Origin of the sequence: Jannaschia sp. R86511, assembly GCF_042466345.1 — a bacterium.
GTDB lineage: Bacteria > Actinomycetota > Actinomycetes > Actinomycetales > JBBAYJ01 > Aquipuribacter.
On record NZ_JAXHCD010000001.1, the window covers coordinates 4566753 to 4592113 of the forward strand.

At 74.3% G+C, this 25361-nt stretch carries 24 protein-coding genes and 1 tRNA gene; 13 read left to right on the top strand and 12 right to left on the bottom strand.

Going from position 1 to position 25361, the window contains the following annotated elements:
- Positions 1-15: 15 nt before the first annotated feature.
- Genes SJY06_RS21435 through SJY06_RS21475 form a run of 9 tightly spaced genes read right to left on the bottom strand, consistent with a single transcriptional unit; the run spans position 16 to position 9420 of the window.
- Positions 16-825, bottom strand: coding sequence for a CoA transferase subunit A (locus SJY06_RS21435; protein WP_380169561.1), 810 nt, complete (start codon positions 823-825; stop codon positions 16-18).
- Positions 826-838: 13 nt separating this feature from the next.
- Positions 839-2611 carry an FAD-dependent oxidoreductase gene (locus tag SJY06_RS21440; protein WP_380169562.1) on the bottom strand — a complete coding sequence of 591 codons (1773 nt, stop codon included), beginning with the start codon at positions 2609-2611 and terminating at the stop codon, positions 839-841.
- Positions 2608-3543 carry a dioxygenase gene (locus SJY06_RS21445; protein ID WP_380169563.1) on the bottom strand — a complete coding sequence of 312 codons (936 nt, stop codon included), beginning with the start codon at positions 3541-3543 and terminating at the stop codon, positions 2608-2610. The genes SJY06_RS21440 and SJY06_RS21445 overlap by 4 nt, the downstream gene beginning before the upstream one ends.
- Positions 3540-4643 carry a maleylacetate reductase gene (locus SJY06_RS21450; protein WP_380169564.1) on the bottom strand — a complete coding sequence of 368 codons (1104 nt, stop codon included), beginning with the start codon at positions 4641-4643 and terminating at the stop codon, positions 3540-3542. The genes SJY06_RS21445 and SJY06_RS21450 overlap by 4 nt, the downstream gene beginning before the upstream one ends.
- A complete protein-coding gene (locus tag SJY06_RS21455; RefSeq protein WP_380169565.1) occupies positions 4640-5716 on the bottom strand; it encodes a branched-chain amino acid ABC transporter permease in 1077 nt (358 codons plus the stop codon). The genes SJY06_RS21450 and SJY06_RS21455 overlap by 4 nt, the downstream gene beginning before the upstream one ends.
- A complete protein-coding gene (locus SJY06_RS21460; RefSeq protein ID WP_380169566.1) occupies positions 5713-6579 on the bottom strand; it encodes a branched-chain amino acid ABC transporter permease in 867 nt (288 codons plus the stop codon). The genes SJY06_RS21455 and SJY06_RS21460 overlap by 4 nt, the downstream gene beginning before the upstream one ends.
- The gene (locus tag SJY06_RS21465) at positions 6576-7283 is read right to left on the bottom strand and encodes an ABC transporter ATP-binding protein (protein ID WP_380169567.1); all 708 of its coding nucleotides are present in this window, start codon (positions 7281-7283) and stop codon (positions 6576-6578) included. Before SJY06_RS21465 ends, SJY06_RS21460 begins: the two co-directional genes overlap by 4 nt.
- The gene (locus SJY06_RS21470; protein WP_380169568.1) at positions 7280-8047 is read right to left on the bottom strand and encodes an ABC transporter ATP-binding protein; all 768 of its coding nucleotides are present in this window, start codon (positions 8045-8047) and stop codon (positions 7280-7282) included. Before SJY06_RS21470 ends, SJY06_RS21465 begins: the two co-directional genes overlap by 4 nt.
- A complete protein-coding gene (locus tag SJY06_RS21475) occupies positions 8044-9420 on the bottom strand; it encodes an ABC transporter substrate-binding protein (protein ID WP_380169569.1) in 1377 nt (458 codons plus the stop codon). The genes SJY06_RS21470 and SJY06_RS21475 overlap by 4 nt, the downstream gene beginning before the upstream one ends.
- 461 nt (positions 9421-9881) lie before the next feature.
- Here SJY06_RS21475 and SJY06_RS21480 point away from each other — a divergent pair, with 461 nt between their 5' ends.
- The 3 genes from SJY06_RS21480 to SJY06_RS21490 are packed head-to-tail and all read left to right on the top strand — an operon-like array spanning position 9882 to position 14502.
- A complete protein-coding gene (locus SJY06_RS21480) occupies positions 9882-11750 on the top strand; it encodes a phosphoenolpyruvate carboxykinase (GTP) (protein WP_380169570.1) in 1869 nt (622 codons plus the stop codon).
- A gap of 44 nt (positions 11751-11794) precedes the next feature.
- The gene (locus SJY06_RS21485) at positions 11795-13855 is read left to right on the top strand and encodes a penicillin-binding transpeptidase domain-containing protein (RefSeq protein WP_380169744.1); all 2061 of its coding nucleotides are present in this window, start codon (positions 11795-11797) and stop codon (positions 13853-13855) included.
- Positions 13852-14502 carry an NUDIX hydrolase N-terminal domain-containing protein gene (locus SJY06_RS21490; protein WP_380169571.1) on the top strand — a complete coding sequence of 217 codons (651 nt, stop codon included), beginning with the start codon at positions 13852-13854 and terminating at the stop codon, positions 14500-14502. Before SJY06_RS21485 ends, SJY06_RS21490 begins: the two co-directional genes overlap by 4 nt.
- Positions 14503-14588: 86 nt before the next feature.
- Here SJY06_RS21490 and SJY06_RS21495 read toward each other — a convergent pair.
- Together SJY06_RS21495 and SJY06_RS21500 are read right to left on the bottom strand one after the other, a co-directional pair.
- Positions 14589-14677 (bottom strand) — tRNA-Ser (locus tag SJY06_RS21495).
- A gap of 44 nt (positions 14678-14721) precedes the next feature.
- The gene (locus SJY06_RS21500; RefSeq protein ID WP_380169572.1) at positions 14722-16194 is read right to left on the bottom strand and encodes an LCP family protein; all 1473 of its coding nucleotides are present in this window, start codon (positions 16192-16194) and stop codon (positions 14722-14724) included.
- A 243-nt stretch (positions 16195-16437) separates the two neighbouring features.
- Here SJY06_RS21500 and SJY06_RS21505 point away from each other — a divergent pair, with 243 nt between their 5' ends.
- The 10 genes from SJY06_RS21505 to SJY06_RS21550 all read left to right on the top strand — a co-directional run bounded on the left by SJY06_RS21505 (position 16438) and on the right by SJY06_RS21550 (position 24289).
- A complete protein-coding gene (locus SJY06_RS21505; RefSeq protein WP_380169573.1) occupies positions 16438-16698 on the top strand; it encodes a hypothetical protein in 261 nt (86 codons plus the stop codon).
- A gap of 157 nt (positions 16699-16855) precedes the next feature.
- Complete coding sequence (locus SJY06_RS21510) at positions 16856-17968, top strand: iron-siderophore ABC transporter substrate-binding protein (protein ID WP_380169574.1); 1113 nt, start codon at positions 16856-16858, stop codon at positions 17966-17968.
- An 11-nt stretch (positions 17969-17979) separates the two neighbouring features.
- Positions 17980-19032, top strand: coding sequence for a FecCD family ABC transporter permease (locus SJY06_RS21515; RefSeq protein WP_380169575.1), 1053 nt, complete (start codon positions 17980-17982; stop codon positions 19030-19032).
- A complete protein-coding gene (locus SJY06_RS21520; protein WP_380169576.1) occupies positions 19029-20096 on the top strand; it encodes a FecCD family ABC transporter permease in 1068 nt (355 codons plus the stop codon). Before SJY06_RS21515 ends, SJY06_RS21520 begins: the two co-directional genes overlap by 4 nt.
- Complete coding sequence (locus SJY06_RS21525; RefSeq protein ID WP_380169577.1) at positions 20093-20941, top strand: ABC transporter ATP-binding protein; 849 nt, start codon at positions 20093-20095, stop codon at positions 20939-20941. The genes SJY06_RS21520 and SJY06_RS21525 overlap by 4 nt, the downstream gene beginning before the upstream one ends.
- Positions 20942-20999: 58 nt before the next feature.
- Entirely contained in the window at positions 21000-21560 is a 561-nt protein-coding gene (locus SJY06_RS21530) for a TetR/AcrR family transcriptional regulator (protein WP_380169578.1), read from the top strand.
- Between the two features lie 71 nt (positions 21561-21631).
- Positions 21632-22084 carry a hypothetical protein gene (locus SJY06_RS21535; RefSeq protein WP_380169579.1) on the top strand — a complete coding sequence of 151 codons (453 nt, stop codon included), beginning with the start codon at positions 21632-21634 and terminating at the stop codon, positions 22082-22084.
- A gap of 76 nt (positions 22085-22160) precedes the next feature.
- Positions 22161-22508, top strand: coding sequence for a YciI family protein (locus SJY06_RS21540; protein ID WP_380169580.1), 348 nt, complete (start codon positions 22161-22163; stop codon positions 22506-22508).
- 16 nt (positions 22509-22524) lie between these two features.
- Positions 22525-23811, top strand: coding sequence for an RNA polymerase sigma factor (locus SJY06_RS21545; RefSeq protein WP_380169581.1), 1287 nt, complete (start codon positions 22525-22527; stop codon positions 23809-23811).
- Between the two features lie 4 nt (positions 23812-23815).
- On the top strand, positions 23816-24289 hold the full coding sequence (locus tag SJY06_RS21550; protein WP_380169582.1) for an OsmC family protein: 474 nt from the start codon (positions 23816-23818) through the stop codon (positions 24287-24289).
- Here SJY06_RS21550 and SJY06_RS21555 read toward each other — a convergent pair.
- The gene (locus SJY06_RS21555; RefSeq protein WP_380169583.1) at positions 24286-25320 is read right to left on the bottom strand and encodes a diguanylate cyclase; all 1035 of its coding nucleotides are present in this window, start codon (positions 25318-25320) and stop codon (positions 24286-24288) included. The genes SJY06_RS21550 and SJY06_RS21555 overlap by 4 nt on opposite strands.
- Positions 25321-25361 lie beyond the last annotated feature (41 nt).

Below are 25361 nucleotides of genomic sequence, written 5' to 3' on the forward strand. Positions count from 1 at the left end.
AGGTGGTCCATCCGGTCACGGGGCCACCCCCGCCGTCCCCAGGACCTCGCGGTGCAGCCACTCGGTGAACGTGTCGCGGTCCCGGCTCACGGCGTCCCAAGCCCGGTAGTGGTCGTTGTCGCGCTCGGAGTAGCCGTGGGCGTAGGACGGGTGGGCCCCGCCGGGTACCTCGGCCACGGCGTCGACCACCCAGGACGGCAGGACGACCGCACCGGGGCGGGGCTCGAGGGCGTCGACGACCTCCTCGACCGTGAACAGCACCCGTGCCGAGGCCAGCGCGACCTCCTTCTGCACGCCCGTGATGCCCCACAGCTGGACGTTGCCCGCGCGGTCGGCCTGCTGGGCGTGGAGCACGGCGACATCGGGGGTCAGGGCCGGCACGGCGGTGAGCTCCTCGCCGGTGAACGGGCAGACCACTGGGCGGATCGTGTCGGTGTGCGTCGGCAGGTCGGTGCCGCGGTAGCCGCGCATGACCGCGAACGGCAACCCGGAGGCGCCCGCGACGTACCGGTTGGCCAGGCCGGCGTGGGAGTGCTCCTCGATCTGCAGCGGCCGCGGCCAGGCGTTCTGCACCGCGTCCCGGAAGCGGTGCAGCGACCCGACCCCGGGGTTGCCGCCCCAGCTGAAGACGAGCTTCGACGCGCAGCCGGCGCCGATCATCTGGTCGTAGACGATGTCGGGCGTCATCCGCACCAGGGTCAGGTCGCGTCGGCGCTGCCGGATGACCTCCTGCCCGGCGGCCACCGGGATCAGGTGCGTGAAGCCCTCGACCGCGACGGTGTCGCCGTCGTGGACCAGCGCCGCCACGGCGTCGGGCAGGCTCATGAGGTCGGCCACGTCAGTCCTCGCCGACGGTGCGGTCGAGGACCTGGGCGAGCACGTCGCGCAGCACCGGGTACGGGTCGGCGACGAGGTGCAGCGAGCGCCAGGCGACGTGGTGGTCGGGGCGGACCAGGACGCAGCCGTCCTCGTCGGTCTCGCGCAGCCGGGCCCAGTCGTCGTACAGGTCGGTGTACTCCCGGCCCGGTCCGACGACCGCCGCGTGCACCTCCACCCCCAGCTCGGCCGACAGCCGCTGCGCCGCCACCGCCCAGCCGTCCCCGCCGATGCCGGTGAACAGGGTGAACCGGCCGTGCCCGGCCACGTCGAGGGTGCTGACCTTGGCGTACCCGTCGCCGTCGCGGTGCCCGAGCCAGGCGTGCGGCAGCCGCGCGCCGGGCCAGGTGGTCGGGTGGTAGAAGAGCTCGGGGTCGCGGTCGTAGGCGGGCTCCGGGGTGCCGTCGGGGACCACGGCGCCGCTGGTGTAGCGCTGGTTGAGCTCGACGCCGTGGGCGTTGAACTCGTAGTCCTTGAGCTCGAGCGCCTTCATGAGCGCCTCGCGCTTGGTGCGGGCCTCCGGGGTGTCGTCGGCGCGGTCGTCGATCCGGGCGCGCATGACCTCGGGGTCGGACGTGTCGGTCAGCCCGAGCGCGGCGAAGATCGGACCGAACTCCTCGATGGACTTGTTGGCCCGCAGCACGATCTGCTCCGCGATGGGTGCGCGCTCCGGCTGGTAGGAGTCCAGCAGCCCCGGCCCGGCCGTGCCCTGCAGCACGAGGGCGAGCTTCCAGGCGAGGTTGTAGGCGTCCTGGATGCTCGTGTTGGACCCCAGTCCGTTGCTCGGCGGGTGCCGGTGGGTGGCGTCGCCCATGGCGAACACCCGGCCGCGGCGGTTCTCGGTGGCGTACCACTTGTTGTTGCCCCACAGCGAGGTCGAGACCAGCTCGACGTCGATGCTGTCGTCGCCCACCAGGTCGTGGACGACCTTGGTCGCGAACGCCTCGTCGACCACGGGCGGGGTGGACGCGATGTCGTAGCCCCAGACGATGAGCCACTCGTCCCAGGGCCGGACGCAGCGGACCAGGCCGAGGCCGATGCCGCCGACGTCGCTGCCGGGCTGCAGCACCCAGTACAGGATCGACGGGCGCTGCTCGACGAACCGGGACAGGTCGGCCTTGAACACGATGTTCATCGACCCGGCGACGTCCATCTGCCCCTCGAACGGCAGGTCGAGGTCTGTGACCACCTGGGAGCGGCCGCCGTCGGCGCCGATGACGTACCTGGCGCGGATCGGGTACTCGACGCCCGTCAGCCGGTCGCGCACCGTCACGGTGACGCCGTCGTCGTCCTGGACCATCGACACGTACTCGGTGTCGAAGCGGACGTGGGCGCCGCGCTCGGCGGCGTTGCGGACCAGGATCGGCTCCATCAGGTTCTGCGGGATGTCGCAGATGCTCGACGGGCTGGCCAGGGTGTAGTCGGCCTGCCGGCGGGGGTGGGTGCCCCAGGTGCGGACACGGCCCAGCTCGTCGCCGGCCAGGCTGGTGCAGAACACCGTGTCGCCCATCAGGTGCTGCGGCACCGCCAGCGGGGTGACCTGGTCCTCGACGCCCAGGTCTCGCAGCACCTCCATCGTCCGCTGGTTGGTGATGTGGGCCCGCGGGGTGTTGGCGGTCCAGCGGTACTTGGTGATGACGACGTGCTCGACGCCGTAGGTCGCCAGGGCCAGCGAGCTGGCGGCGCCGGCGGGGCCGGTGCCGATGACCAGGACGTCGGTCTCGAGGGCGCTCATGCGGTGGGTCCTCCCGTGCTGGTGGTGGTCGTGTCGCTGGTCTCGGGCGCCAGGACGACGTCGAAGCGGGTGCGGTACCAGGGCCCGTCGACCGTCCGTCCCTCCGGCGCCGGTCCCGGAGGCTGCTCGGGGAAGTCCAGGACGAGGGAGTCCTTGACGCCGAACACGGCGTCGGAGCCCAGGTGGTCGTCGCCCGCGACGAAGACGTGCGTCACCAGGGTCCGCAGGCCCTCGGCGGTGACCATGAAGTGGATGTGGGCGGGGCGGTAGCTGCTGCGCCCGGCCGCGGCGAGCAGGTCGCCGACCGGGCCGTCGTCGGGGATCGGGTAGCTGGCGGGCAGCACGGACCAGAACCGGTAGGACCCGTCGGCGTCGCTGAACAGGTGCCCGCGCCCGGTCATGGCCTTGTCGGCGCCTTCGAGCTGGACGTCGTAGAAGCCGTCCTCGTCGGCCTCCCACACCTCGATCCGGGCGCCCGCGACCGGCCGGCCGGCCGTGTCGGTGACGGTGCCCTCGACCCAGCACGGCGCGCCCTTGGCGCCCTGGCTGACGTCACCGCCCAGGGGGGTCTGCGGGCTGCCCTCGACGAAGAACGGCCCGAACACCGTGGCCTCGGTCGCCGCGCCCGGCCCGGAGCCCGTGGCGGGGTTGTTGACGCCGATGGTCAGCATCGACAGGCCCAGCACGTCGGACAGCAGGATGAACTCCTGCCGGGTGTCGGTCGTGATGTCGCCGCAGCCGCGCAGGAACGCGATGGCCTGCGCCCACTCGGCCTCGGTCAGGCGCACGTCGCGGACGAAGCCGTGCAGGTGCTCGACCAGGCTGGTCATCACCTCGCGGTAGCGGTCGTCGGCCGACGGGCCGAAGCTGGCCACGACGGCGTCGGTGACGGCGCGCTCGCGGGCGGCCTGCTCGTCGGTGGGCTCACTCATGCGCCTGCTCCTGCGTTCTCGTCAGCGGTCGTGGCGGGGCGGCCGGCCCACGCGGCCCGCACCAGGGCGTCCACGTCGGCGTGGCCGATCGGTCGGGGGTTCGGGATCGCGCCGTCGGCGACCTTCTCGGCCACCAGGCGGACGGCCTCGTCCAGGTCGGCCTCGGCCAGGCCGACGTCGCGCAACCCGGCGGGGATGCCGATCGCGTCGTCGAGGCGCACCAGCGCCCCGACCGGGTCGGCCTCGTCGCCCAGTGCGCGCCCCAGCCGGGCCGCCCGCTCCCCCAGCGCCGGCACCTGGAAGGCCAGCACGTGGGGCAGGACGACAGCGTGCATCGCCGCGTGCGGCAGGTCGAACGCGCCGCCGAGCACGTGGCAGGTCTTGTGGTGCAGCCCGGACCCGGCCGCGGCGAACGCCGTCCCCGACAGCCACGCGCCGTAGAGCACGTCGGAGCGGGCGTCGACGTCGTGGCCGTCGGCCAGCACCCCGGGCAGGCCGCGACGCAGCGCCGCGACTCCCTCCAGCGCCATCAGGTCGGTGACCGGGTTGGCCCCCGGCCCCCAGACGGCCTCGACGCAGTGGGCCATGGCGTTCATGCCGCTGGCGGCGCTGAGGTCGGCGGGCAGACCGACGGTCAGCTCGGGGTCGTAGACCACGGTGCGCGGGGCGACGACGTCGGCCACCCCTGTGGTCTTGCGGCCGGCCTCGGTCAGGCCCCAGACGTTCGTCATCTCCGAGCCCGCGTAGGTGGTCGGCACGGCCAGCACCGGGAGGGAGTCGGTGAGCGCGACGGCCTTGGCGGTGCCGGTGGTGGACCCGCCACCGACCGACAGCACCAGGTCGGCGCGGGTCTCGCGGGCCATCGCGCGGGCGGCCTCGGCGCAGGCCACGGGCACGTGCTGGCGGACGTCGTCGAACCAGCCGACCACGCGCTCGCCCAGGGGCGCCGCGAGCTCGCGGGCCAGCGGCATCTCGGCCTCGCCGGCGACCACCAGGACGCGGGTTGCCTCCAGCCGGTCGACCTCGTCCACGAGCCGGGTCCGGGCGGCGCCGGGGCCGAACACGACCCGGGTCCGCAGGGAGGAGTAGGTAAAGGTCATGCCTGAGCCTTCCGCGAGGTGACGGCGGCGGCGAGCCGGTGGCCCACCGGGAACAGCCCGTGCCGGCGGTGCGGGTCGAGCAGGCCCCACACCCCGCGCGGCGCGAGCAGGACGACGAGGATCGCGACCACCCCCAGGACGACGAGGTACACCGAGCCCAGGTCGGACAGCGTCTCCTGCAGGGCGAAGAAGACCAGCGCCCCGACCAGCGGGCCCTCCAGGGTGCCGACGCCGCCGATGACGACCATGAACACCATGAACGCCGTCCACTGCACGCTGAACACGCTGTCGGGCTGCACCCGCAGGCTCGACAGGGCCAGCAGCGCCCCCGCGGCGCCGGCCCCGGCGGCCGAGGCGACGAACACGATGCGCTTGACCCGGGTGACGTCGACGCCGTTGCTGGCCGCGGCGGTCGCGTCGTCGCGGACGGCGGTCAGCGCGATGCCGAGCCGGGACGACACGAGCCAGACCGTGCCCGCGACGACGGCGACCACGACGATCAGCCCGCACCAGTAGGTGAACGCGATCCGCAGCCCGGCGTCGGTGCCCGCCAGCGAGCGCAGCGACGTGCCCGAACCCGCGCCGACCTCACGGAACTGCACGACGACCAGCCGGAACACCTCGGCCACGACCCAGGTGCCGATGGCGAAGTAGCCGCCGACCAGCCGGAAGGCCAGGAACGACACCGGGATCGACACCAGCCCGGCCACCACCGCGGCCAGCGGCACGGCCAGGAACGGGTCGATCCCCACGATGTCGCTCGCCACGACCAGGCCGTAGGCGCCGAGGCCGATGTAGGCCTGCTGGCCGACCGACACCATGCCGCCGTAGCCGGCGAGCAGGTTCCAGGACACGGCGATGACCACGTAGACGAACAACGTCACCAGCGAGGTGAGGGTGGCCGAGGTGACCAGGTAGGGCAGCACCGCGAGCGCGACGACGACGGCCAGCAGCGCGCCGGTGCCGACGGTCGCGGTCCGGCCGCCGCGGACCACCCGGGCGGGGGGTGCGGTCGGCACGTCGGGGCCGGGGCCGTCGGGGGTGGTGCCGGCGGGGGTGGTCGGGGCGCTCACGCCGCGGCCACCTTCGGCAGGAGGCCCTGCGGTCGCAGGGCCAGGACGAGCAGGAACACCAGGTGCCCGGCCAGGATCTGCTGCGCCGGGTCGATCCAGGCCCCGACGGTCTGCGCGACGCCGAGCACGACGCCGCCGAGCAGGGTGCCCCAGACGTTGCCGAGCCCGCCGATGATCACCGCCTCGAACGCGATGATCAGCAGCAGCGGCCCGCTGAGCGGGGTGAAGTTGGTCTGGATGCCGTTGACCACGCCGGCGAGCGCGACCGTGGCGAACGCGATCGCCGCCGCGATCCCGTAGACGTGCTTCGCGTCCACGCCCATCAGCCGGACCGCCTGCGGGTCGTCGCTGGTGGCGCGGATGATCCGGCCCAGGCGGGTGCGGGCCAGGAACAGCGACAGCCCGGCCAGCAGGGCGACGGCGGTGGTGAACACCGCCAGCGGCAGGTACCCGATCGACAGGTCGCCGGCCCGGAAGCTCGCGGTGGTCAGGGCCCCGACGTCGAGGCGGCGCTGGTCGGCGGTGAAGGTGGCCAGCAGCAGGTTCTGCACCACGATCGACAGCCCGAACGTGACCAGCAGGGACGGCAGCGGGCTGGGCCCGACCGTGCGGTCCAGCACCACGCGCTGGGTCAGGTAGCCGAGCGCGGCGGAGGCCGGGACGACGACCAGCAGCGACAGCAGGGGGTTCACGCCGAGCGCGGTCCCGAGCACGAGCGAGCCGAACGCGCCGAGCACGGCGACCTCGCCGTGGGCCAGGTTGACCAGGCGCATCACCCCGAACATCAGGGACAGCCCGGTCGCGAACAGCGCGTACAGCCCGCCGAGCAGCAGGCCCTGCACGACCGCGTTGAGCAGCGTCATGCCCTCACCCCGAAGTAGGCGGCGGAGACCTGCTCCATCGACACGTCGTCGCTGCGGCCCTCGAGGCTGGTGCGCCCCTCGAGCAGGCAGTGCACGTGGTCGGCGACGGCGAAGGCCTGCCGGACGTCCTGCTCGACGAGCAGCACGGTGGTGCCCTTGCCGGTGATCTGCGGCAGCGCCGCGTACAGCTGCTTGACCACGACGGGGGCCAGGCCGAGCGACACCTCGTCCAGCAGCAGCAGGCGCGGGTTGCTCATCAGCGCCCGCCCGATGGCGGTGGCCTGCTGCTCGCCGCCGGACATCGCCCCGGCCCGGCGGGCGCGACGCTCGGCCACCAGCGGGAACAGGTCGTAGACGGCCTTCAGGTCCCAGGGGCCCGGCCGCTTCGCGCTGGCCCCGACCTGCAGGTTCTCCTCCACCGTCAGGCTGCCGAACAGCCTGCGGCCCTCCGGCACCATCGAGATCCCCAGCCGGACCCGTCGGTGCGGGCGCACCTGGGTGACGTCGTCGCCGGCGAACCGGACGTGGCCGGCGCTGGGGCGCAGCAGCCCCGTGACGGCGCTGAGCAGGGTGGACTTGCCGGCCCCGTTGGCGCCGATCACGGCGAGCACGTCGCCCTCGGTGACGGACAGGGACACGCCCTGGACGGCGCGCAGGTCGCCGTGGCGGACCTCGAGGTCGGTGACCTCCAGCAGCGCGCTCACCCGTCGGTCCCCGTCACCGGGCCGGCCGTCACGGGGTCGTCCGGGGCCGTGCCCAGGTAGGTCCGTCGCACCTGGGGTGAGTCCATCACCTCGCGCGGGTCGCCCTCGGCCAGCACCTGGCCGTAGGTCAGGCACATCAGCCGGTCCGCCACCGCGAGCAGGGCGTGGACGACGTGCTCGATCCACACGATGGCCACCCCGGTGCGCTTGAGGCCCTCGATGGTGGCGACCAGCTCGGGCAACTCCTGCTCGGTCAGCCCGCCCGCGATCTCGTCCAGCAGCACCAGACGGGGCCGGCTGGCCATCGCCCGCGCCAGCTCGAGGCGCTTGCGGTCCAGCAGCGGCAGCGACCCGGCGGGCGTGTCGGCGCGGTGCAGCAGGTCGAGCTGGTCCAGCACCTGCACGGCCGCCTCGCGGGCGGCCCGACGGCGCAGGCCGGCGCCGAAGGTGGCCGAGACGAGGACGTTCTCCAGGACGGTCATCTGCCCGAAGGGCCGGGGCACCTGGTAGCTGCGGCCGATGCCGTCGCGGCAGCGCACGTGGGCCGGGTCGCGGGTCACGTCGCGCCCGTCCAGGCGCACCGTGCCCGCGTCCGGGCGCAGCACCCCGGTGACCACGTTGAGCAGGGTGGACTTGCCGGCCCCGTTGGGACCGACGACGCCCAGGGTCTCGCCGGCGGCCACGTGCAGGTCGACGCCGTCGAGCACCTGCAGGCGACCGAAGGCGACGCTCAGCCCGGTCGCCTGCAGCAGCGGTCCGCTCACGCCAGCTCCTCGACCTCGCCGGCGGTCGGGATGTCGGTGGCCTGGGCGTTGGACACGATGACCAGCTCGGGGTCGGCCTCCCCGGTGCGCCACTGCCCGCCGACCAGCTGGGTCTTGGCCACGTTGGGGACGGGGCCGGACGTCCAGTCCACGGTGCCGACCACGGTGTCCACGGTGAGCCCGGCGAACGCGTCGACCAGGCCCTGCTTGTCGTCAGGGCCCGACGTCTGGGCGAAGGCGGCCACGGCGACCTCGAACAGCGCGTGGACGAACCCGATCGGCTGGGTCCACGGCGCACCGGTGGCCTCGGTCCAGGCCTCGGCCAGCTCGGCGGACGTCTGCCCGGTCAGGCTGGAGGTGAACGGGTGCGACGGGCTCCACCAGACCTCGCTGGACAGGTTGTCGCCGCGGTCGCCGACGGCGGTGATGCTGCTGGGGAACAGCAGCGCCTTGCCCACCGTGGCGATCGCCGGGGCGAAGTCCTGCTGGCCGGCCTGGTTCCAGAACGTGGTGAAGTCCGGCGGGATCGGGACGCCGACCAGGATCTCGACCCCGGCCTCCTTGAACTGCGAGATCTGGGCGGTGAAGTCCTGCGTGCCGTTGGCGTAGAAGCCCGGGTCGACCAGCGTGTAGCCGCGCTCGGTGATGGGCGGCAGGAACCCCAGCTCGGGGTCGCCCCAGGCGTTGCCGTCCGGGTCGTTGGGCCACAGCGCCCCGACGACCTTGTTGGTCTCGACCGAGTCCCACATGTCCAGGAACACGGCGATGACGTCCTCGAGCCCCCAGAAGAAGTGGTACGTCCAGGCGAACGGCGCCTCGGGGTCGCCCCCGCGGCCGAAGAAGAACGGCTGCCACGGCGCCAGGCTGCTCAGGCACGGCACGCCGTTGGCCTCGCACTGGTCGGCGACGGGGTTGACGGTGTCCGGGGTGGAGCCGGCCAGGACCAGGTCGACCTGGTCGGTGAGGATCAGGTCGGCCGCCGCGTCGCCGGCGACGGTGGAGTCGGACTGGGTGTCCTTGACGATGATCTCGACCTGGCTGACGCCCGCGCCGGTGGTGATGCCGTTCTCGGCGAAGTACGCCGTCAGGGCCTCGATGACGAAGCTGTCGGCCTCGCCGAAGGGCGCGAGCGGGCCGGTCTGCGGGGTGACGTAGCCGATCTTGATGGTGCGGGCCTCGGCGGTGGGCTCGCCCGAGGCGGCCGGAGCGGCGGAGGCCCCGGCGTCGCCGCCGGTGTCGTCGGTGCGGAGCTGGTCGGCGCAGCCGGCCAGGCCGAGCGCTCCCACCGCGGCGACCGCGGTGGTGCCGTGCAGGACCGCGCGACGCGGCGGGCCGGCGGGCGAGGACGGGGATGCGGGGGTGGTCGAGCGCATGGGTTGCCTCCATTGGCAACGGTTCGCTGAGCGAACGTGTGTGCGGCTGAAGAACAGCAGACACCTCGCCTGCTTCACCTGTCAACCACTCCGGGGCGATCAGGTCCCGTTCCGCCCCCGGCTACCGCCCCGAACCACCACGGATGCGTCGACAACCGCGGTGATCAAGACGCCATCGACGCATCCAGCCCCGACGACGTCGACAACCACGGCGATCAAGGCGCTGTCGACCGCTGACGCCGGATCCTGCGTCCGCCCTCTGGCGCAGGAGCCCGCAGGACCGCCTGCTCCCCGGCTCCGACCAGCCAATTCGTCGGGGCGGGTGGGTGATCTCACTCACCGTGACGGGGGTCTCATCCACGGCCCGGGGGCGGTCGGACGGACCTAGCGTCGGCACACCCCGGCCACCACCCAGGGCCCGGCACGACCCACCGGCACGGCCGACCAGGAGGACGAGAGCGATGACCGTCGACACCCCCACCACGCCCGCCACCACCACCGGCGGGACCACCGCCCACCCCGACCGCGCCTCGGCCTCCCCGCGCTGGAGCCGCCACGAGCGGCTGCAGGCCTGGATCGAGGAGGTCGTCGCCCTCACCACCCCCGACGCCGTCCGGGTCTGCGACGGCAGCGACTCCGAGTGGACCGAGCTCACCGACTCGATGGTCGACGCCGGCACGCTCACGCGGCTGCAGGCGACACCCAACAGCTTCCTCGCCGCCTCCGACCCGACCGACGTCGCCCGCGTGGAGGACCGGACGTTCATCTGTTCCGTCGACCCCGCCGACGCCGGCCCGACCAACAACTGGATGGCCCCGGCCGAGATGAAGGCCGTCCTCACCGAGCTCTACGACGGCTGCATGCAGGGCCGGACGATGTACGTCGTCCCGTTCGTCATGGGTCGGCTCGACATGCAGCCGACCATGTTCGGGGTCGAGATCACCGACTCCCCCTACGTCGTGGCCTCGATGCGGATCATGACGCGGATGGGGGCGGAGGTGCTCGCGGCGCTGGAGGAGCGCGAGGCCGAGTTCGTGCCGTGCCTGCACTCGGTCGGCATGCCGCTGGGCGAGGGCGAGACCGACGTCGCGTGGCCCAGCAACGAGACCAAGTACATCGTCCAGTTCCCCGAGGAGCGGATGGTCTGGTCCTTCGGCTCCGGCTACGGCGGCAACGCCCTGCTGGGCAAGAAGTGCTACTCGCTGCGGATCGCTTCGGTGATGGCCCGCGACGAGGGCTGGCTCGCCGAGCACATGCTCATCCTCAAGCTGACCAGCCCGCAGCAGGAGACCCACTACGTCGCGGCCGCGTTCCCCAGCGCCTGCGGCAAGACCAACCTGGCCATGCTCGAGCCCACGATCCCGGGCTGGACGGTGCAGACCCTGGGCGACGACATCGCCTGGATGCGGTTCGGCGAGGACGGCCGGCTGTGGGCGAGCAACCCCGAGTTCGGCCTGTTCGGCGTGGCGCCGGGCACCGGCTGGCACACCAACCCCAACGCGATGCGGACCATCGCCAAGGGCAACTCGCTGTTCACCAACGTGGCCCTGACCGACGACGGCGACGTGTGGTGGGAGGGGATGACCGAGCAGCCGCCGGCGCACCTCGTCGACTGGCACGGCCAGGACTGGACGCCGGCGAGCGGCACCCCCTCCTCGCACCCCAACAGCCGGTTCTGCACGCCGATCAGCCAGTGCCCCGTGCTGGCGGACGAGTACGAGGACCCCCGCGGGGTGCCGATCTCGGCCATCCTGTTCGGCGGCCGCCGGCGGACCACGATCCCCCTGGTCACCGAGGCCCGGGACTGGGCGCACGGCGTGTTCTTGGGGGCCACGCTGTCGAGCGAGACGACCGCCGCCGCGACGGGCAAGGTCGGCGTCGTACGACGTGACCCGATGGCGATGCTGCCGTTCATCGGCTACGACGCGGGCGACTACTTCGGGCACTGGCTGGACATGGCCAAGAACGCCGACGCCGAGAAGATGCCGCGGATCTTCTACGTCAACTGGTTCCGGCGCGGGGCGGACGGGTCGTTCCTGTGGCCGGGCTTCGGCGAGAACGGCCGCGTGCTCAAGTGGGTCGTCGACCGGCTCGAGGGCCGGGCCGCCGCCAAGGACACCCCGATCGGCCGGGTGCCCGCCTACGGCACCCTCGACACCACCGGCCTCGACCTGGACGACGAGACCCTGGCCGCCGCGCTGCGGGTCGACGTCGACGAGTGGGCCCGCGAGCTGCCCGAGATCCAGCGCTGGTTCGACACCTTCGGCGACACCCTGCCCACCACCCTGCGCACCGAGCTCGACACCCTGCGCCAGCGCCTCACCGGCTGACTGCACGCCGCCTGTCGCGGCCCCGTGGCAGCATCGCCCGCGTGATGGGGTCTCGGGGCTGGGTGTGGTGGGTCGTCGGCGTGGTCGTGATCCTGGCGGGCGGGGCGGTGGCGGCGTACGCGGTCGCGGTCGTGCCCGGCCAGCGGGAGGACAACCGGGACGCCGCGGCCCGGCAGGCCCTGGGGGGGCTGGCTCGGGCCTGGCAGGGCCAGGACCTGGCCGGGCTCGGCGACGAGGTCGACTACACCGCCCTGACCACCGGGCTGACCGAGGTGGTGGGGTCGCAGGACGAGGCCGCACGCGCGGGCGGGGCGAGCGAGCCGACGGGTGAGGCGTCCGCGTCCGCCGGGCCGGGCGAGTCGGGTGGGTCGGAGGACGAGGTCGAGGCCCCGGCCGAGGACTCCGACGAGCCGCGGCCCGTCTGGCCGACCTCGGTCGAGGTCGTCGAGGTCGTCCGGACCGACGACACCGCCACGGCGACGCTGACCGTCACCTGGCCGTTCGGGTGGGCCTACGACACCACGGTCGAGGCCCGGCAGATGGGGAACACCGACGCGGGCAGCGTGCGGGGCGCGTTCGACACCTCGGGCGGGCAGTGGGCCACGACGTTCACCGCGGCCCAGGTCGCTCCCGGCCTGACCGACGACGCGGTGCTGGCCGCCGAGCGCGAGACCGCCGAGCGCGGCACCGTCCTGGGTCGCGACGGCGAGCCCCTGGTCGAGGAGCGCGCCGTCGTCGACATCGGGATCCAGCCGTCGCGGGTGGCCGACCTCGGCGACCTCACCGCGACGCTGGCCGACGTGCTCGGCGTCGACGGGGCCGGGCTGGCCGAGCGGGTGCAGGCGGCCGGCGAGGACGAGTTCGTGCCGGTCATCACGCTGCGCCGAGAGGCCTACGACCGGGTCCGGGACGACGTCCGGACCCAGGAGGGCGTCGTGTTCCAGGAGGGCACCCTGCCGCTGGCCCCGACGACGGAGTTCGCCCGCGCCACCCTGGGCCGCAGCGGGCAGGCCACGGCCGAGATCGTCGAGGCGAGCGAGGGCCGGGTGCTGCCCGGTGACGTCGTGGGCCTGTCGGGCCTGCAGCGCCGCTACGACGAGCACCTGGCCGGGCAGGCCGGGTTCACGGTCGTCGCCGTGGTCGGCGAGCAGACGACCGGGCTGTTCACCGCCGAGCCGACCGCCGGGGCCGACCTCGCCCTGACCCTGGACGAGGACGTCCAGGTCGCCGCCGACCAGGCGCTGAGCAGCGTGAGCGACGGCAACGGCAACGCCGCGCTGGTCGCGCTCGACGTGCCCAGCGGTGACGTCCTCGCCGTGGCCAACACCCCCGCCACCGGTACCGACCGGGCCCTGACCGGCACCTACCCGCCGGGCTCGACGTTCAAGTCGGTGAGCACGCTCGCCCTGCTGGGCACCGGTCTGACCCCCGACGAGGTGGTCCCCTGCCCGCAGACCGCCACCGTGCAGGGCCGCGCCTTCGGCAACGTCGAGGACAGCCAGCTGGGCGACGTGCCGTTCTCGACCGACTTCGCCCGCTCCTGCAACACCGCGTTCGTCGGGCTCTCGGACCGGCTGCAGCCGGGCGACCTGGGCGCGGCGGCCGCGACCGTCGGGCTGGGGGGCGAGTGGTCCGTCGGGACGCCCGTGGCCACCGGCGACGTGCCGGACGAGGAGTCCGCCGTCGACCTGGCCGCGGCCAGCATTGGCCAGGGTCGCGTCCTGGCCAGCCCGATGGCCATGGCGCAGGTGGCGGCCTCGTTCGCCGACGGCACCTGGACGGCACCGCGGCTGGTGCTCGAGCCGGCCCCCCAGCCCGCCGCCGAGCCCCCGGCCCTGGACGCCGAGCGGGCCGCGACCGTGCGCGAGCTGATGCGCGCCGTGGTCACCGACGGCACCGCCTCGGCCCTGGCCGACGTGCCCGGTGACCCGGTCCACGCCAAGACGGGCACCGCCGAGTACGGCACCGAGGTCCCGCCGGGCACGCACGCCTGGGTGATCGGGTTCCAGGGCGACGTAGCCTTCGCGGTGCTGGTGGAGGACGGCGGCTCCGGCAGCCGGGTCGCGGTCCCCGTGGCCGAGACGTTCCTGCGGCTGCTGCAGTGACCGACGTGACCGACGCGGTACCGCCGGGCGAGCGGGTGCGCCGCGCGGCCGTCCGGCTGGCGGCGCTGGCCCAGGACGGCCTGACCTTCGCCGTCAGCGACTACGACACCGACCGGTACCGCGCGATGGGCGGGCTCGCGGCCGAGCTGCTGGCCGCCGTGTCGGGCCGCGACGCCGACGACCTGGCGGTCGAGCTCGGCCGGGACAGCGGGTACGCCACCCCCAAGGTGGACGTCCGCGCGGCCTGCTTCGACACCGACGAGCGGGTGCTGCTGATGCGTGAGCGCGTCGACGGGTTGTGGTCGCTGCCCGGCGGCTGGGCCGACCCCGGTGACAGCCCCACCGACGCGGTCCTGCGCGAGCTGCGCGAGGAGGCCGGCGCGGTGGGCGAGGTCGTCAAGCTGGTGGCCTGCTGGGACCGCGACCGGCAGGGCAACGTCCCGCCGCTGCCCGTGGCGGTGGTCAAGCTGTTCGTCCTGTGCCGGGTGGTCGAGCTGGGCGAACCGGACGCGCTGGAGACCCTGGACGTCGGCTGGTTCGACCTGGACGACCTGCCGCCGCTGTCGCTCGGGCGGGTGAACGAGCGGCAGCTGCGCCGCTGCCTGGCCCACCACCGCGACCCGACGCTGCCGACGGAGCTCGACTAAGCCGTCCTGCGTCCTGCCGGGACGAGGTCCCGGCGAACAGGGTCCGGCCCGGCCCCCGTGACGGGGACCGGGCCGGACCTTCGGTGCGGAGGCGGCGGGATTTGAACCCGCGAGAGGGCTTATACCCTCAACCCGCTTAGCAGGCGGGCGCCATAGGCCACTAGGCGACGCCTCCTCGGGGAGCAGCCTAACGGGTGCGGAGGGGTGCCCCCACCGGCGTCAGCCGCAGATGTCCTCGTCGGCGGCCCGCACCTCGATGCTGGGGGTCGGGGCCTCGGGCAGGGTCCGCTCGGGCAGCGGCACGGTGCCCAGCCGGTTCTCGACCTCCTGCACGAAGCCGGCCCCGTCACCCAGCTGCACGGTGATGGTGGCGACGTCGCCGTCGCGGACCAGCTCGGCGTCGGGGAACGCCGCGGCGACGGTGCGGGCGGCCTCGTCCTGGCCGGTCGGCACGAGGACGCGGATGCCGTCGACGTCCTCCTCGCCGTTCAGGACGGCACCGACCTGGAAGCCCTGCGTGCGCAGGTCGGTGGCGGTGTCGGTGGCCCAGCCGCCGGGAGCGCCGGCGTTGACCACGTCGACCACGAACTCGTCGGGCGAGACCGTGAGCGGCTCCTCCGGGGCGGCGCTGGTCGCGGCCGGGCTCGGCTCGGGCTCGGGCTCCTCCTCGCCGGGCAGCGGCGTGTCGTTGCGGAGGGCCTCCCACACCAGGTCGGCGTCGGGGGTCCAGACCACGCGGTTCTCGTCCTCGGGCCAGGGCTCGTTGGGGATGGTCAGGAACGACACGTCCTCCGGCGGCAGCGCCTGCACCGACCGGGCGATGCCGGCCAGCTCCGTCACGCTGGCGAGCTCCGGGTCGGTGGTCAGGGACTTGGTGCCGGCGTCCAGCACCCCGATGAGCCGGTCGGGGCGGGTCAGCAGCCCGGTGCTGGTGACCTCCTGGATCATGGAGGACAGGAACGCCTGCTGGCGCTCGATGCGGCCGAGGTCGGAGCCGTCACCGACGTTGCGGAGCCGGACGTAGGCCAGGGCCTGCTCACCGGCCACGACCTGCTCACCGGCCGGCAGCGCCAGCCCCGACTTCGAGTCCTCCACGGCCTCCGGCAGGCAGACCCTGACCCCACCCACGGCGTCGACGATGGCCATGAAGCCGTCGTAATCCACGACCACGTAGTGGTTGATGCGGACGTCGGTGACGGCCTCGACGGTGGCGATGGTGCAGGCGGCGCCGCCGGTCGCGAACGCCGAGTTGAACTGCACCAGCCCGCCCGGCGACGTGGTGCCGTCGGCCAGGTCGCAGTCCGGCCGGGTGACCATCGAGTCGCGGGGGATGCTCACCAGGTTGGCCCGGCTGCGGTCGGCCGCCAGGTGCAGCAGGATCGTGGTGTCGGCCCGCCGGTCCTGCGCGCCCTGGCCCAGCTCGTCGGTCTCCTGACCCGCGCGGTCGGCGCCCATGACGAGGATGTTCAGGGCCTTCTCGGCCTCGGCCACCGGCGTGGGGCGGTTCTCGCCGATCAGGTCGGTCACGTCCGCGGCCTGGATGTTGCCGTCGAGCTGGCGCATCAGCACGGCCCCGGCGGTCACCCCGACGACGAGCACCGCGGCCAGACCCGTGGCGACCCCACGGACCAGCACGGTCACGACGGGGTGCCGCGGGTCACGGACGTGCCGTCCGCGCGCGATCGTGCTCATCTCACCGCCGTATCCCTGCCTCGCCGGGACCTCCGGGAGGCTGCTCGTGCTGGTCGCTGGCCGGGCCGTCCGCGCCCCGACCGGTGATCACGGTAACAACCCCGCGACCGTCCCCCGGTACGACGAGCCAGGACCGCGCCCGGTTCCCGCGCGCCCCGGTCTCGTTCCGACGCAACGGCACACGGCGTCGGTCGGGTTGCGACGCAACGGCACACGGCGTCGGTCTATCCGACGCAACGGCACATGGCGTCGGGCGGGATCCGGCGCGGGCAGCCGGCGGGCACCTGGCACCGGGCGGTGCAGCTCGACGTGGAGAGGGTGCCGTCCATCTCGTCCCGCCCGGTCGGGGGCGAGGTCACCCCCCTGCTGCGGCTGCTGCTGGACCGCCTCGGCGAGCCCGGCCTGGTGAAGGCCTCGCGGGCCGCCACCGAGGCCGTGCTGGACCTCCTTCGGCACGGCCTTCCGCCGGGTCACCGGCCTGACCCGGGCCAGCTCCGCGCCTGAGACCCGCCCCGGCTGTTCGTTCCGCGACAGCCGGTGTCGCCCGGGCACGCTTGCGCCCCGACGAACTGGGCCCCTAGTTTGGTTAGGCACGCCTAACTGACATCCGTCCCGCCCGTGGGATCGAACCGCGGCGGCCCCGGCTCCCCGAGAGGACACCATGTCCCCCGCACCACGTCTGCTCGTCCTGTCCACCGCGGCGCTGCTGGCCACCGGCCTCGCGGCGTGCGGCTCGTCCACGGCCACGGGCTCGGACGCCGCGAGCCCCGCGGCCGCCGCGAGCCCCGCAGCCGCCGGCGCCACAGAAGCCGCCACCGACACCGACACCGCCGCGACCGGTTCCGCTGCGGCCGGGGAGTGGGCGCCGGTGACCATCGAGCACGCCCTGGGCACGACCACGATCGACGAGCGTCCCGAGCGCGTCGCCACCGTCAACTGGGCCAACCACGAGGTCCCGCTGGCGCTGGGTGTCGTCCCGGTCGGCATGGCCGCCGCCAACTTCGGCGACGACGACGGCGACGGCGTCCTTCCCTGGGTCGACGAGGCCCTCACCGACCTGGGCGCGCAGACGCCGGTGCTGTTCGACGAGACCGACGGCATCGACTTCGAGGGCGTCGCCGACACGGATCCCGACGTGATCCTGGCCGCCTACTCCGGCCTGACGCAGGAGGACTACGACACCCTGAGCCAGATCGCTCCCGTGGTCGCCTACCCCGAGACCGCCTGGGGCACGCCGTGGCGCGAGATGATCCAGCTCAACAGCGAGGCCATCGGCATGGCCGCCGAGGGCGAGGAGCTGATCGCGGGCATCGAGGCCGAGATCGACGAGGCCGTCGCGGCTCACCCGCAGATCGAGGGGGCCGCGGTGGCGTTCCTGACCCACGTGGACACCACCGACCTGAGCGAGGTCAGCTTCTACACCACGCACGACACGCGCACCATGTTCTTCGAGGACCTGGGCATGACGATGCCGGACAGCATCGCCACCGCGTCCGAGACCACCGAGGCGTTCTCGCTGAGCCAGAGCGCCGAGCAGGCCGACGCGTTCTCCGACGTGGAGGTGATAGTCACCTACGGCGGCGAGGAGCTGGTGCCGGCGCTCGAGGGCGACCCCCTGCTGGCGCAGATGCCGGCCGTGGCCAGCGGCGCGGTGGTCAGCCTGCCGGGCAGCGACCCGCTCGGCACCGCGGCCAACCCGACCCCCCTGGCCATCTCGTGGGTGCTGGACGACTACGTGCAGCTGCTGGCGGACGCGGTCGACAAGGCCGAGTGACCGACCACCGGATGAGCTCCACCACCGCCGTCGAGGCACCGACCACCGGGGGCGCCGCCGCGCTACGGCGCCCCCGGCGCGTGCTCGCCCTGTGGCTGGTCGTGGTCCTGCTCGTGACGGTCGGCGTCGCGCTCGCTTCGGTGCTGGTGGGCTCCCGCGACGTCGCCTGGGCCGACGTGGTCGCCGCGCTGGGCGGGTCGACCGACGGCTTCGCGGAGGCCGCGGTGGCCAAGCGGATACCCCGCACCCTGCTGGCCCTGCTGGTGGGGGCCGCGCTGGGCGTGTCCGGCGCCGTGATGCAGGGCGTCACCCGCAACCCGCTGGCCGACCCCGGCATCCTGGGTGTCAGCACCGGCGCGTCCCTCGGCGTCGTGGTCGGGCTGGCCTTCTTCGGGATGGCCACCGCGGCCACCGTGGTCTGGGTCGCGATCGTCAGCGCCGGGGTGACCGCCGTCCTCGTCTACGTCGTGGGGTCCCTGGGCCGCGGCGGGGCCACGCCCCTCAAGCTGGCGCTGGCCGGGGCGACGACGTCCGCGGCGTTGTCGTCGCTGGTCAGCGCCGTCGTGCTGCCGCGCAACGACATCGCGGGCGGGGTCCGGTCCTGGCTGGTGGGCGGGGTCGGCGGCGGGACCTACGCGAGCATCCGGCAGGTGCTGCCGTTCCTGCTGGTCGGTGTCGTCGTGTGCCTGCTGTCGGCGCGTGGGCTGAACTCCCTGGCCCTGGGCGACGACCTGGCCGCCGGGCTGGGCGAGAACGTCGCGCTGACGCGGGGGACGGCCGCCGTCGGGGCCGTCGTGCTGTGCGGTGCGTCCGTCGCCGTCACCGGTCCCATCGGGTTCGTCGGGCTGGTCGTGCCGCACGCCTGCCGCCTGCTGGTCGGCGTGGACCACCGCTGGCTGCTGCCGTTCTCCGCGCTGGTGGGCGCCGCCCTGCTCACCGCCGCGGACGTGCTGGGCCGGGTCGTGGCCCGGCCGGCCGAGGTCGACGTCGGCATCATCACCGCGCTGGTCGGGGCGCCGTTCTTCATCTACCTGGTCCGCCGGCGGAAGCTGCGCGAGCTGTGACCGCGCTGGCCGGCACCGGGGAGCGCGGTGCGGCCCCGGCCACCGTCGAGGCCGTCCGGCGCGGGCGCGCCCGCCGCTCGGCCCGCCGCCGGGTGGTGGTCGCCGTCCTGGCGGGCGTCGTGGTCGTCGGGTTCTGCGTCACGCTGGTGCTCGGCCAGACCACGTACCCGCCCGCCGAGGTGCTGCGGGTGCTGCTCGGCCAGGACGTGCCGGGGGCGTCGTTCACCGTGGGCACGCTGCGGCTGCCGCGGGCGGTGCTCGCCGTCGCGGCGGGGCTGTGCTTCGGCCTGGCCGGCGTGACGTTCCAGACCATGCTGCGCAACCCGCTGGCCAGCCCCGACGTCATCGGGATCAGCTCCGGCGCCAGCGCGGCCGCGGCGTTCGCGATCGTCGTGCTGCGGCTCGGCCCGACGGCGGTGTCCGTGGTCGCCATCGGGGCCGGCCTGGCCGTCGCGCTGCTGGTGTACGCCCTGTCGTCGCGGGGCGGCGTGGCCGGGACCCGGCTGATCCTGGTCGGCATCGGCGTCGCGGCCATGCTCGACAGCCTCACCGCCTACGTGCTGTCGCAGGCGGCCGAGTGGGACCTGCAGGTGGCGATGCGCTGGCTGACGGGCAGCCTGAACGGCGCCCGCTGGGAGCAGGTCGTCCCCGTGCTGGTCGCGCTCGCGGTCCTGGGTCCGCTGCTGCTTGCGCAGTCGCGCGACCTGGCTGCGACCCGGCTCGGCGACGACACCGCCTCGGCCCTGGGCGTGCGGGTCGAGCGCAACCGGCTGCTGCTGATCGTCGCCGCGGTGGGCCTGATCTGCTTCGCGACCGCCGCCGCGGGCCCGGTCGCGTTCGTCGCGTTCCTGGCCGGGCCGATCGCCGCCCGCCTGGTCGGACCGGGCGCCTCGCTGCTCGTGCCGGCCGCGCTCGTGGGCGCCGTGCTCGTCCTGCTGGGTGACTTCGCGGGGCAGTTCCTGCTCGGCGCCCGCTACCCCGTCGGGGTCGTCACCGGGGTGCTCGGCGCCCCGTACCTCGTCTACCTGATCGTCCGCACCAACCGCGCCGGAGGCTCCCTGTGACGTCCACCCACACCCTCTCCGTGCAGGACCTGACCCTGGGCTACGGCGACCGCACGGTCATCCAGGGCCTGGACCTGACGCTGCTGCCGGGCAAGGTCACCGCCGTGGTCGGGGCCAACGCCTGCGGCAAGTCCACCCTGCTGCGCTCCATGTCGCGGCTGCTGGCCCCGCGCCACGGCCGGGTCGTGCTGGACGGGCGCGAGGTGCACCGCACCCCGGCCAGACAGCTGGCCCGCACGCTCGGCCTGCTGCCGCAGTCCCCCGTCGCCCCGGACGGCATCACGGTCGCCGACCTGGTCGGCCGGGGCCGCCACCCGCACCAGGGGTTCCTGTCGCGCTGGAGCGAGGCCGACGACGTCGCCGTGGCCGCGGCCCTGGACGCCACCGACACCGCCGCCCTGGCCGACCGGCCCGTCGACGAGCTGTCCGGCGGGCAGCGGCAGCGGGTGTGGATCGCCATGGCGCTGGCCCAGCAGACCGACCTGCTGCTGCTCGACGAGCCGACGACGTTCCTGGACGTCAGCCACCAGGTCGAGGTGCTGGACCTGCTGACGGACCTCAACCACGTCCGCGGCACAACCGTGGTCATGGTGCTGCACGACCTGAACATGGCGGCGCGCTACGCCGACCACCTGGTCGCGCTGGCCGACGGCCGGCTGCACGCGGCCGGCCCGCCGGAGCAGGTGCTGACCGAGGACACGGTCCGCGCCGTCTTCGGCCTGGACAGCCGGGTGGTCACCGACCCGACGTCGGGACGGCCGATCATGCTGCCGCTGGGCCGTCACCACGTGGCCGCCGGCGCGGCCGGAGGAGTCCGGCCGGTCAGGCCGGCGGGGGGCCACTGACGGCCGGCGCCCGGTCCGCCCGCCCCGGGACCGGGGCGGACGGTCCTAGCATCGAGCGGTGGGGCACAAGCACTCCCGGGACGGGGTCCTGGACGCGGCGGTGGCCGTCGCGGGACGCGTCGGCCTCGGCGGCCTGTCGTACCGGCTGGTCGCGCAGGAGGCCGGCACCAGCGACCGCATGGTCGTCTACTACTTCGCGGACAAGACGGCCCTGCTCGGCGGGGTCCTCGCCCGGGTGGGCGACGAGCTGCGGGCCATCCTCGAGCAGTCGCTGCCGGCCGCCGGCCCGGACGGCCTGACCCGGGCGCAGGTGCTGCGGGCGTCCCGGTCGGTGTTCACCGACCCGGACCGGCAGCCCGTGCTGCGGCTGCTGGTCGAGGCCGTCGGCCTCGGCGCGGCGGGCCGGGAGCCGTTCGCGACCGTGGTGCCGCAGCTGCTGCAGGGCTGGGTGGTGTGGCTGGAGGGGCGCATGGGACCGGCCGGGCCGGGCGAGGCCGTGGCCACCGTCGCCACGGTCGAGGGCCTGGTCATCGTGGGCGGCCTGCTGGGCCCCGACGCCCGCGCGGCGGCGTGGGACGCGCTCACGAGGGACGGCACCACGCGGGCCGGCACCGGTTGAGGACACCCTTGTCCACCGAGGCTCCCCGGACTATTTTGTAGCGACCACTACAAACAGTCCTGGAGGCAGTCATGAGGTCGCACCGCGCGCACAAGGCCTGGCTCGTCGTCTCGGCCCTCGTCATCGGCGGGTTCGGCCCGGTCTTCGCCCTGGGCAGCACCGAGGCCACCTCGGGAGCTGCGGCCTGGACCCTGGACCTGCTGGCCTGGCCCGTGGACGGGTCCCAGGACCTCACGGCCGGGACCACGCGCTTCCTGTCCGCGCTGACCGGGGGGTTCCTGCTCGGCTGGGGCGTCATGGTGCTGGCCCTGCGGTCCTGGGTGTACGACCAGGCCCCCGAGGGCGTCCGGCGGTCGCTGCTGGCCGGGGCGCTGGCCTGGTTCGTGCTGGACAGCCTCGGGTCGATCGCCTCGGGCACCCCGTCCAACGCCGGGTTCAACGTCGCCGTCCTGCTGCTGGTCGTGGGCCCGCTCTGGTGGCCGGCGACGAGCCGGGCCGCCGAGCCCACCGGCTCGCTACCGTGATGTCGATCGAGCCGGTCCTCGGGTGTCGGGAGGGGTAGAGGCCCGACCGCCGGGTCCCCAGCCACGAGGAGCGAACATGTCGAAGTACCTGATCCTGATCTACGAGGCCGAGGCCTCCTACGCGACCGCGACGCCCGACGTGATGGCCGACGTCATGCGCGAGCACGACGTGTTCACGTCGGGTGTGCCGGCGCTCGGCGCCAGCATCGTCGGCGGCGAGGCCCTGCACCCCACGTCGACGGCGACCAGCGTCCGCGGCGGGTCGGAGGTGACCGACGGCCCCTTCGCGGAGACCAAGGAGGCCCTGGGCGGCTTCTACGTGGTGGAGGCCCCGGATCTCGACACGGCCCTGGCCGTGGCCCGGACCGTGCCGGCCCGCTTCGGCGGCGTCGAGGTGCGGCCGGTCATGTCGTTCGACGGCTGAGCCACCGCGACCGGGCATGGGCAGCACCGACCCGGCCGCCGTCGCGGCGGCCGTGGCCGACGCGCACCGCCGCGAGTGGGCCTTCGTGCTCGCCGCGACGGTGCGCGTCACCCGCGACCTGGACCTGGCGCAGGAGTGCGCGCAGGACGCCTTCGCCGCCGCGCTCACCAACTGGCGTCGCAGCGGGGTGCCCACGCGGCCCGGCGCCTGGCTGACCACGGCCGCCCGGCGCCGCGCGCTCAACGCCGTCCGGCACCGCGGGGTCGAGGCCAGGTACCTGCCCCTGCTGGTCGAGGACGACGCGCAGCCCGGCCCGGAGGACCTGGTCCTCGACCGGGACGGCGTCATCCCGGACGACCGGCTGCGCCTGGTCGCCACCTGCTGCCACCCCGCGCTCGACCGACCGGCGCAGGTGGCCCTGACGCTGCGGCTGGTGTGCGGGCTGTCGACCGCCGAGGTGGCCCGGGCCTTCCTGGTCGGCGAGTCGACCATGGCGGCCCGGATCACCCGGGCCAAGAAGAAGATCGCCCTCGCCCGCATCCCCTACCGGGTCCCGGCGGCCGCCGAGCTGCCCGAGCGGGTGGAGGCGGTGCTCATGGTCGTGCACACCCTGTTCACCACCGGGCACACGGCACCGTCCGGGGACGAGCTGGTGCGCCGCGACCTGGTGGAACGGTCGTTCGAGCTGTGCCGGCTGCTGCGGCGGCTGCTGCCCCGGGACCCGGCGGTCGCCGGTCTGCTCGCGCTGCTGCTGCTGACCGACGCCCGCCGCGAGACCCGCACCGGTCCCGACGGCCGCCTGCTGCTGCTGCAGGAGCAGGACCGGTCCCGCTGGGACCGGGCGGCCGTCGCCGAGGGCGTGGCGCTGGTCCGTGAGGCGCTGCGGGCGCGGCCACCGTCGCGGTACGCGCTGCAGGCCGCCATCGCCGCCGTCCACGCCGAGGCGCCGCGCTGGCAGGACACCGACTGGCGCGAGGTGCTCGCGCTCTACGACGTGCTCGTCCGGGTGTGGCCCTCACCCGTGGTGCGGCTCAACCGGGCCGCGGCCGTGGGGTTCGCCGAGGGCCCGGCCGCCGGGCTGGCCGAGCTCGACGCGCTGGCCACCGAGCCGCAGCTGGCCGGCTACGGGTACCTGCCCGCCGCCCGGGCCGAGCTGCTGCACCGGCTGGGGCGGGCGGACGAGGCCCGGCAGGCCTGGACCGAGGCGCTGCTGCTGACCGAGAACACGGTCGAGCGGGGCTTCCTCGACCAGCGGCTGACGGCCCTGGACGACCCCGCCGGGGCCGGCGGTGGGGCAGGCTGACGGGGTGCGCTCCCACGCCTACGGGCTGACGGCGGTCTGGACGGGCAACACGGGCACCGGCACGTCCGGCTACCGCGACTACGCCCGATCCGTCGACGTGACGGCCGACGGGGTCCCCGACCTCGCGCTGTCGGCCGACCGGGCGTTCCGGGGGGACCGGACGCGCTGGAACCCCGAGCTGCTGCTGCTGGCCGCGCTGAGCGAGTGCCACCTGCTGTCGTACCTGCACGTGTGCGTCGAGGCCGGCGTGGTGGTGACGGCCTACCGCGACACCGCGAGCGGCACGATGGTGCAGGACACCGCCGGCGGTGGGCGGTTCACCGAGGCGCTGCTGCGTCCCCGGGTCACCGTCACGCAGCCGGGGATGGTCGAGGCGGCCACGGTCGCGCACGCCGAGGCGTCGCGGCGCTGCTTCATCGCGGCGTCGGTCGCGTTCCCCGTCCGGCACGAACCGCAGGTGTCCGTCGGCTCCTCCTAGGCGTCCTCGGCGGGGGCGACCACCCGGTTGCGGCCGGACCGCTTGGCCTCGTACATCCTGGCGTCGGCCTCGCTCAGCAACCGCGGCAGCGGGTCGTCGCCCCCGGCCCCCGGCCAGGTCCAGCTCCAGCCGACGCTCACCGTGACCTGCCACCGCGCGGCGTCCTGCTCGACCCGGGTCCGGACCGTCTCTGCCAGCCGTCGGACCTCGTCCGTCGACCCCACCACCACCACGGCCAGCTCCTCACCACCCAGCCTCACCACGAGCGAGCCGCTGCTGACCGCCCGCACGGTGTCGGCCACCAGCTGCAGGACCTCGTCCCCGACGACGTGGCCCAGCTGGTCGTTGACCTGCTTGAAGTGGTCGATGTCGACCATGAGCAGAGCCAGCGGCGAACGGGTCCGGCGGGCCCGCGCCAGCAGGTCCGGCACGGCCGCCACCAGACCGCGCCGGTTCAGCAGTCCGGTCAGCGGGTCGGTGAGGACGGCCCGGTCGAGGTGGGCGCGAAGCAGGGCGACGATGACGGCCGGGCACATGCAGGCGACTACGAGCACGCTGGTTCGGATGAGCAGCACCAGGGGTGGCGCGGGCACCAGGGCCACCACGACCCACGCGCAGCCGGCCGCCAGCAGACCCTGGACCGGCAGCCAGCGCCGGGGCAGGAACGTCGCCGTGAACAGGACCGGCAGGCTGAGCAGCGCGCCGGCGGTCGTTCCGACGCGGTCGGAGGAGGCGTAGGCGGACAGGACGATGGCCCCGTGGCCGTAGAGGACGACGGCGGCCATGCCGGGGGCGCTCAGGCCCCGGCGCACCAGGAGGACCGCCGGGACGACCAGGCACGGGACCCCGCTGAGGGCGAAGGCCGTCGACCAGCCGGGGCGGATGTACCCCGACACCATCAGCGAGAGGTAGATGAGACTCGCCGAGGACAACAGGAACGCGGCCGCGGCCAGGGCCGCCACCTCCTCGCGCTCGACGGGCCGACGCAGCAGCGCCCCGACGCGGGCACGGCCCAGCGCCTCCGTGGTCATGGCCAGGACATCGGCGTTGGCACCGCGGCGCTTGAGGTGGA

Coding starts and splice junctions, on each gene's coding strand:
- SJY06_RS21545 (WP_380169581.1), top strand. CDS start 22,525: ATGGGCAGCACCGACCCGGCCGCCGTCGCGGCGGCCGTGGCCGACGCG.
- SJY06_RS21515 (WP_380169575.1), top strand. CDS start 17,980: ATGAGCTCCACCACCGCCGTCGAGGCACCGACCACCGGGGGCGCCGCC.
- SJY06_RS21555 (WP_380169583.1), bottom strand. CDS start 25,320: ATGACCACGGAGGCGCTGGGCCGTGCCCGCGTCGGGGCGCTGCTGCGT.
- SJY06_RS21480 (WP_380169570.1), top strand. CDS start 9,882: ATGACCGTCGACACCCCCACCACGCCCGCCACCACCACCGGCGGGACC.
- SJY06_RS21485 (WP_380169744.1), top strand. CDS start 11,795: ATGGGGTCTCGGGGCTGGGTGTGGTGGGTCGTCGGCGTGGTCGTGATC.
- SJY06_RS21535 (WP_380169579.1), top strand. CDS start 21,632: ATGAGGTCGCACCGCGCGCACAAGGCCTGGCTCGTCGTCTCGGCCCTC.
- SJY06_RS21540 (WP_380169580.1), top strand. CDS start 22,161: ATGTCGAAGTACCTGATCCTGATCTACGAGGCCGAGGCCTCCTACGCG.
- SJY06_RS21445 (WP_380169563.1), bottom strand. CDS start 3,543: ATGAGTGAGCCCACCGACGAGCAGGCCGCCCGCGAGCGCGCCGTCACC.
- SJY06_RS21440 (WP_380169562.1), bottom strand. CDS start 2,611: ATGAGCGCCCTCGAGACCGACGTCCTGGTCATCGGCACCGGCCCCGCC.
- SJY06_RS21435 (WP_380169561.1), bottom strand. CDS start 825: ATGAGCCTGCCCGACGCCGTGGCGGCGCTGGTCCACGACGGCGACACC.
- SJY06_RS21505 (WP_380169573.1), top strand. CDS start 16,438: ATGGCGTCGGGCGGGATCCGGCGCGGGCAGCCGGCGGGCACCTGGCAC.
- SJY06_RS21460 (WP_380169566.1), bottom strand. CDS start 6,579: ATGACGCTGCTCAACGCGGTCGTGCAGGGCCTGCTGCTCGGCGGGCTG.
- SJY06_RS21510 (WP_380169574.1), top strand. CDS start 16,856: ATGTCCCCCGCACCACGTCTGCTCGTCCTGTCCACCGCGGCGCTGCTG.
- SJY06_RS21475 (WP_380169569.1), bottom strand. CDS start 9,420: ATGCGCTCGACCACCCCCGCATCCCCGTCCTCGCCCGCCGGCCCGCCG.
- SJY06_RS21450 (WP_380169564.1), bottom strand. CDS start 4,643: ATGACCTTTACCTACTCCTCCCTGCGGACCCGGGTCGTGTTCGGCCCC.
- SJY06_RS21500 (WP_380169572.1), bottom strand. CDS start 16,194: ATGAGCACGATCGCGCGCGGACGGCACGTCCGTGACCCGCGGCACCCC.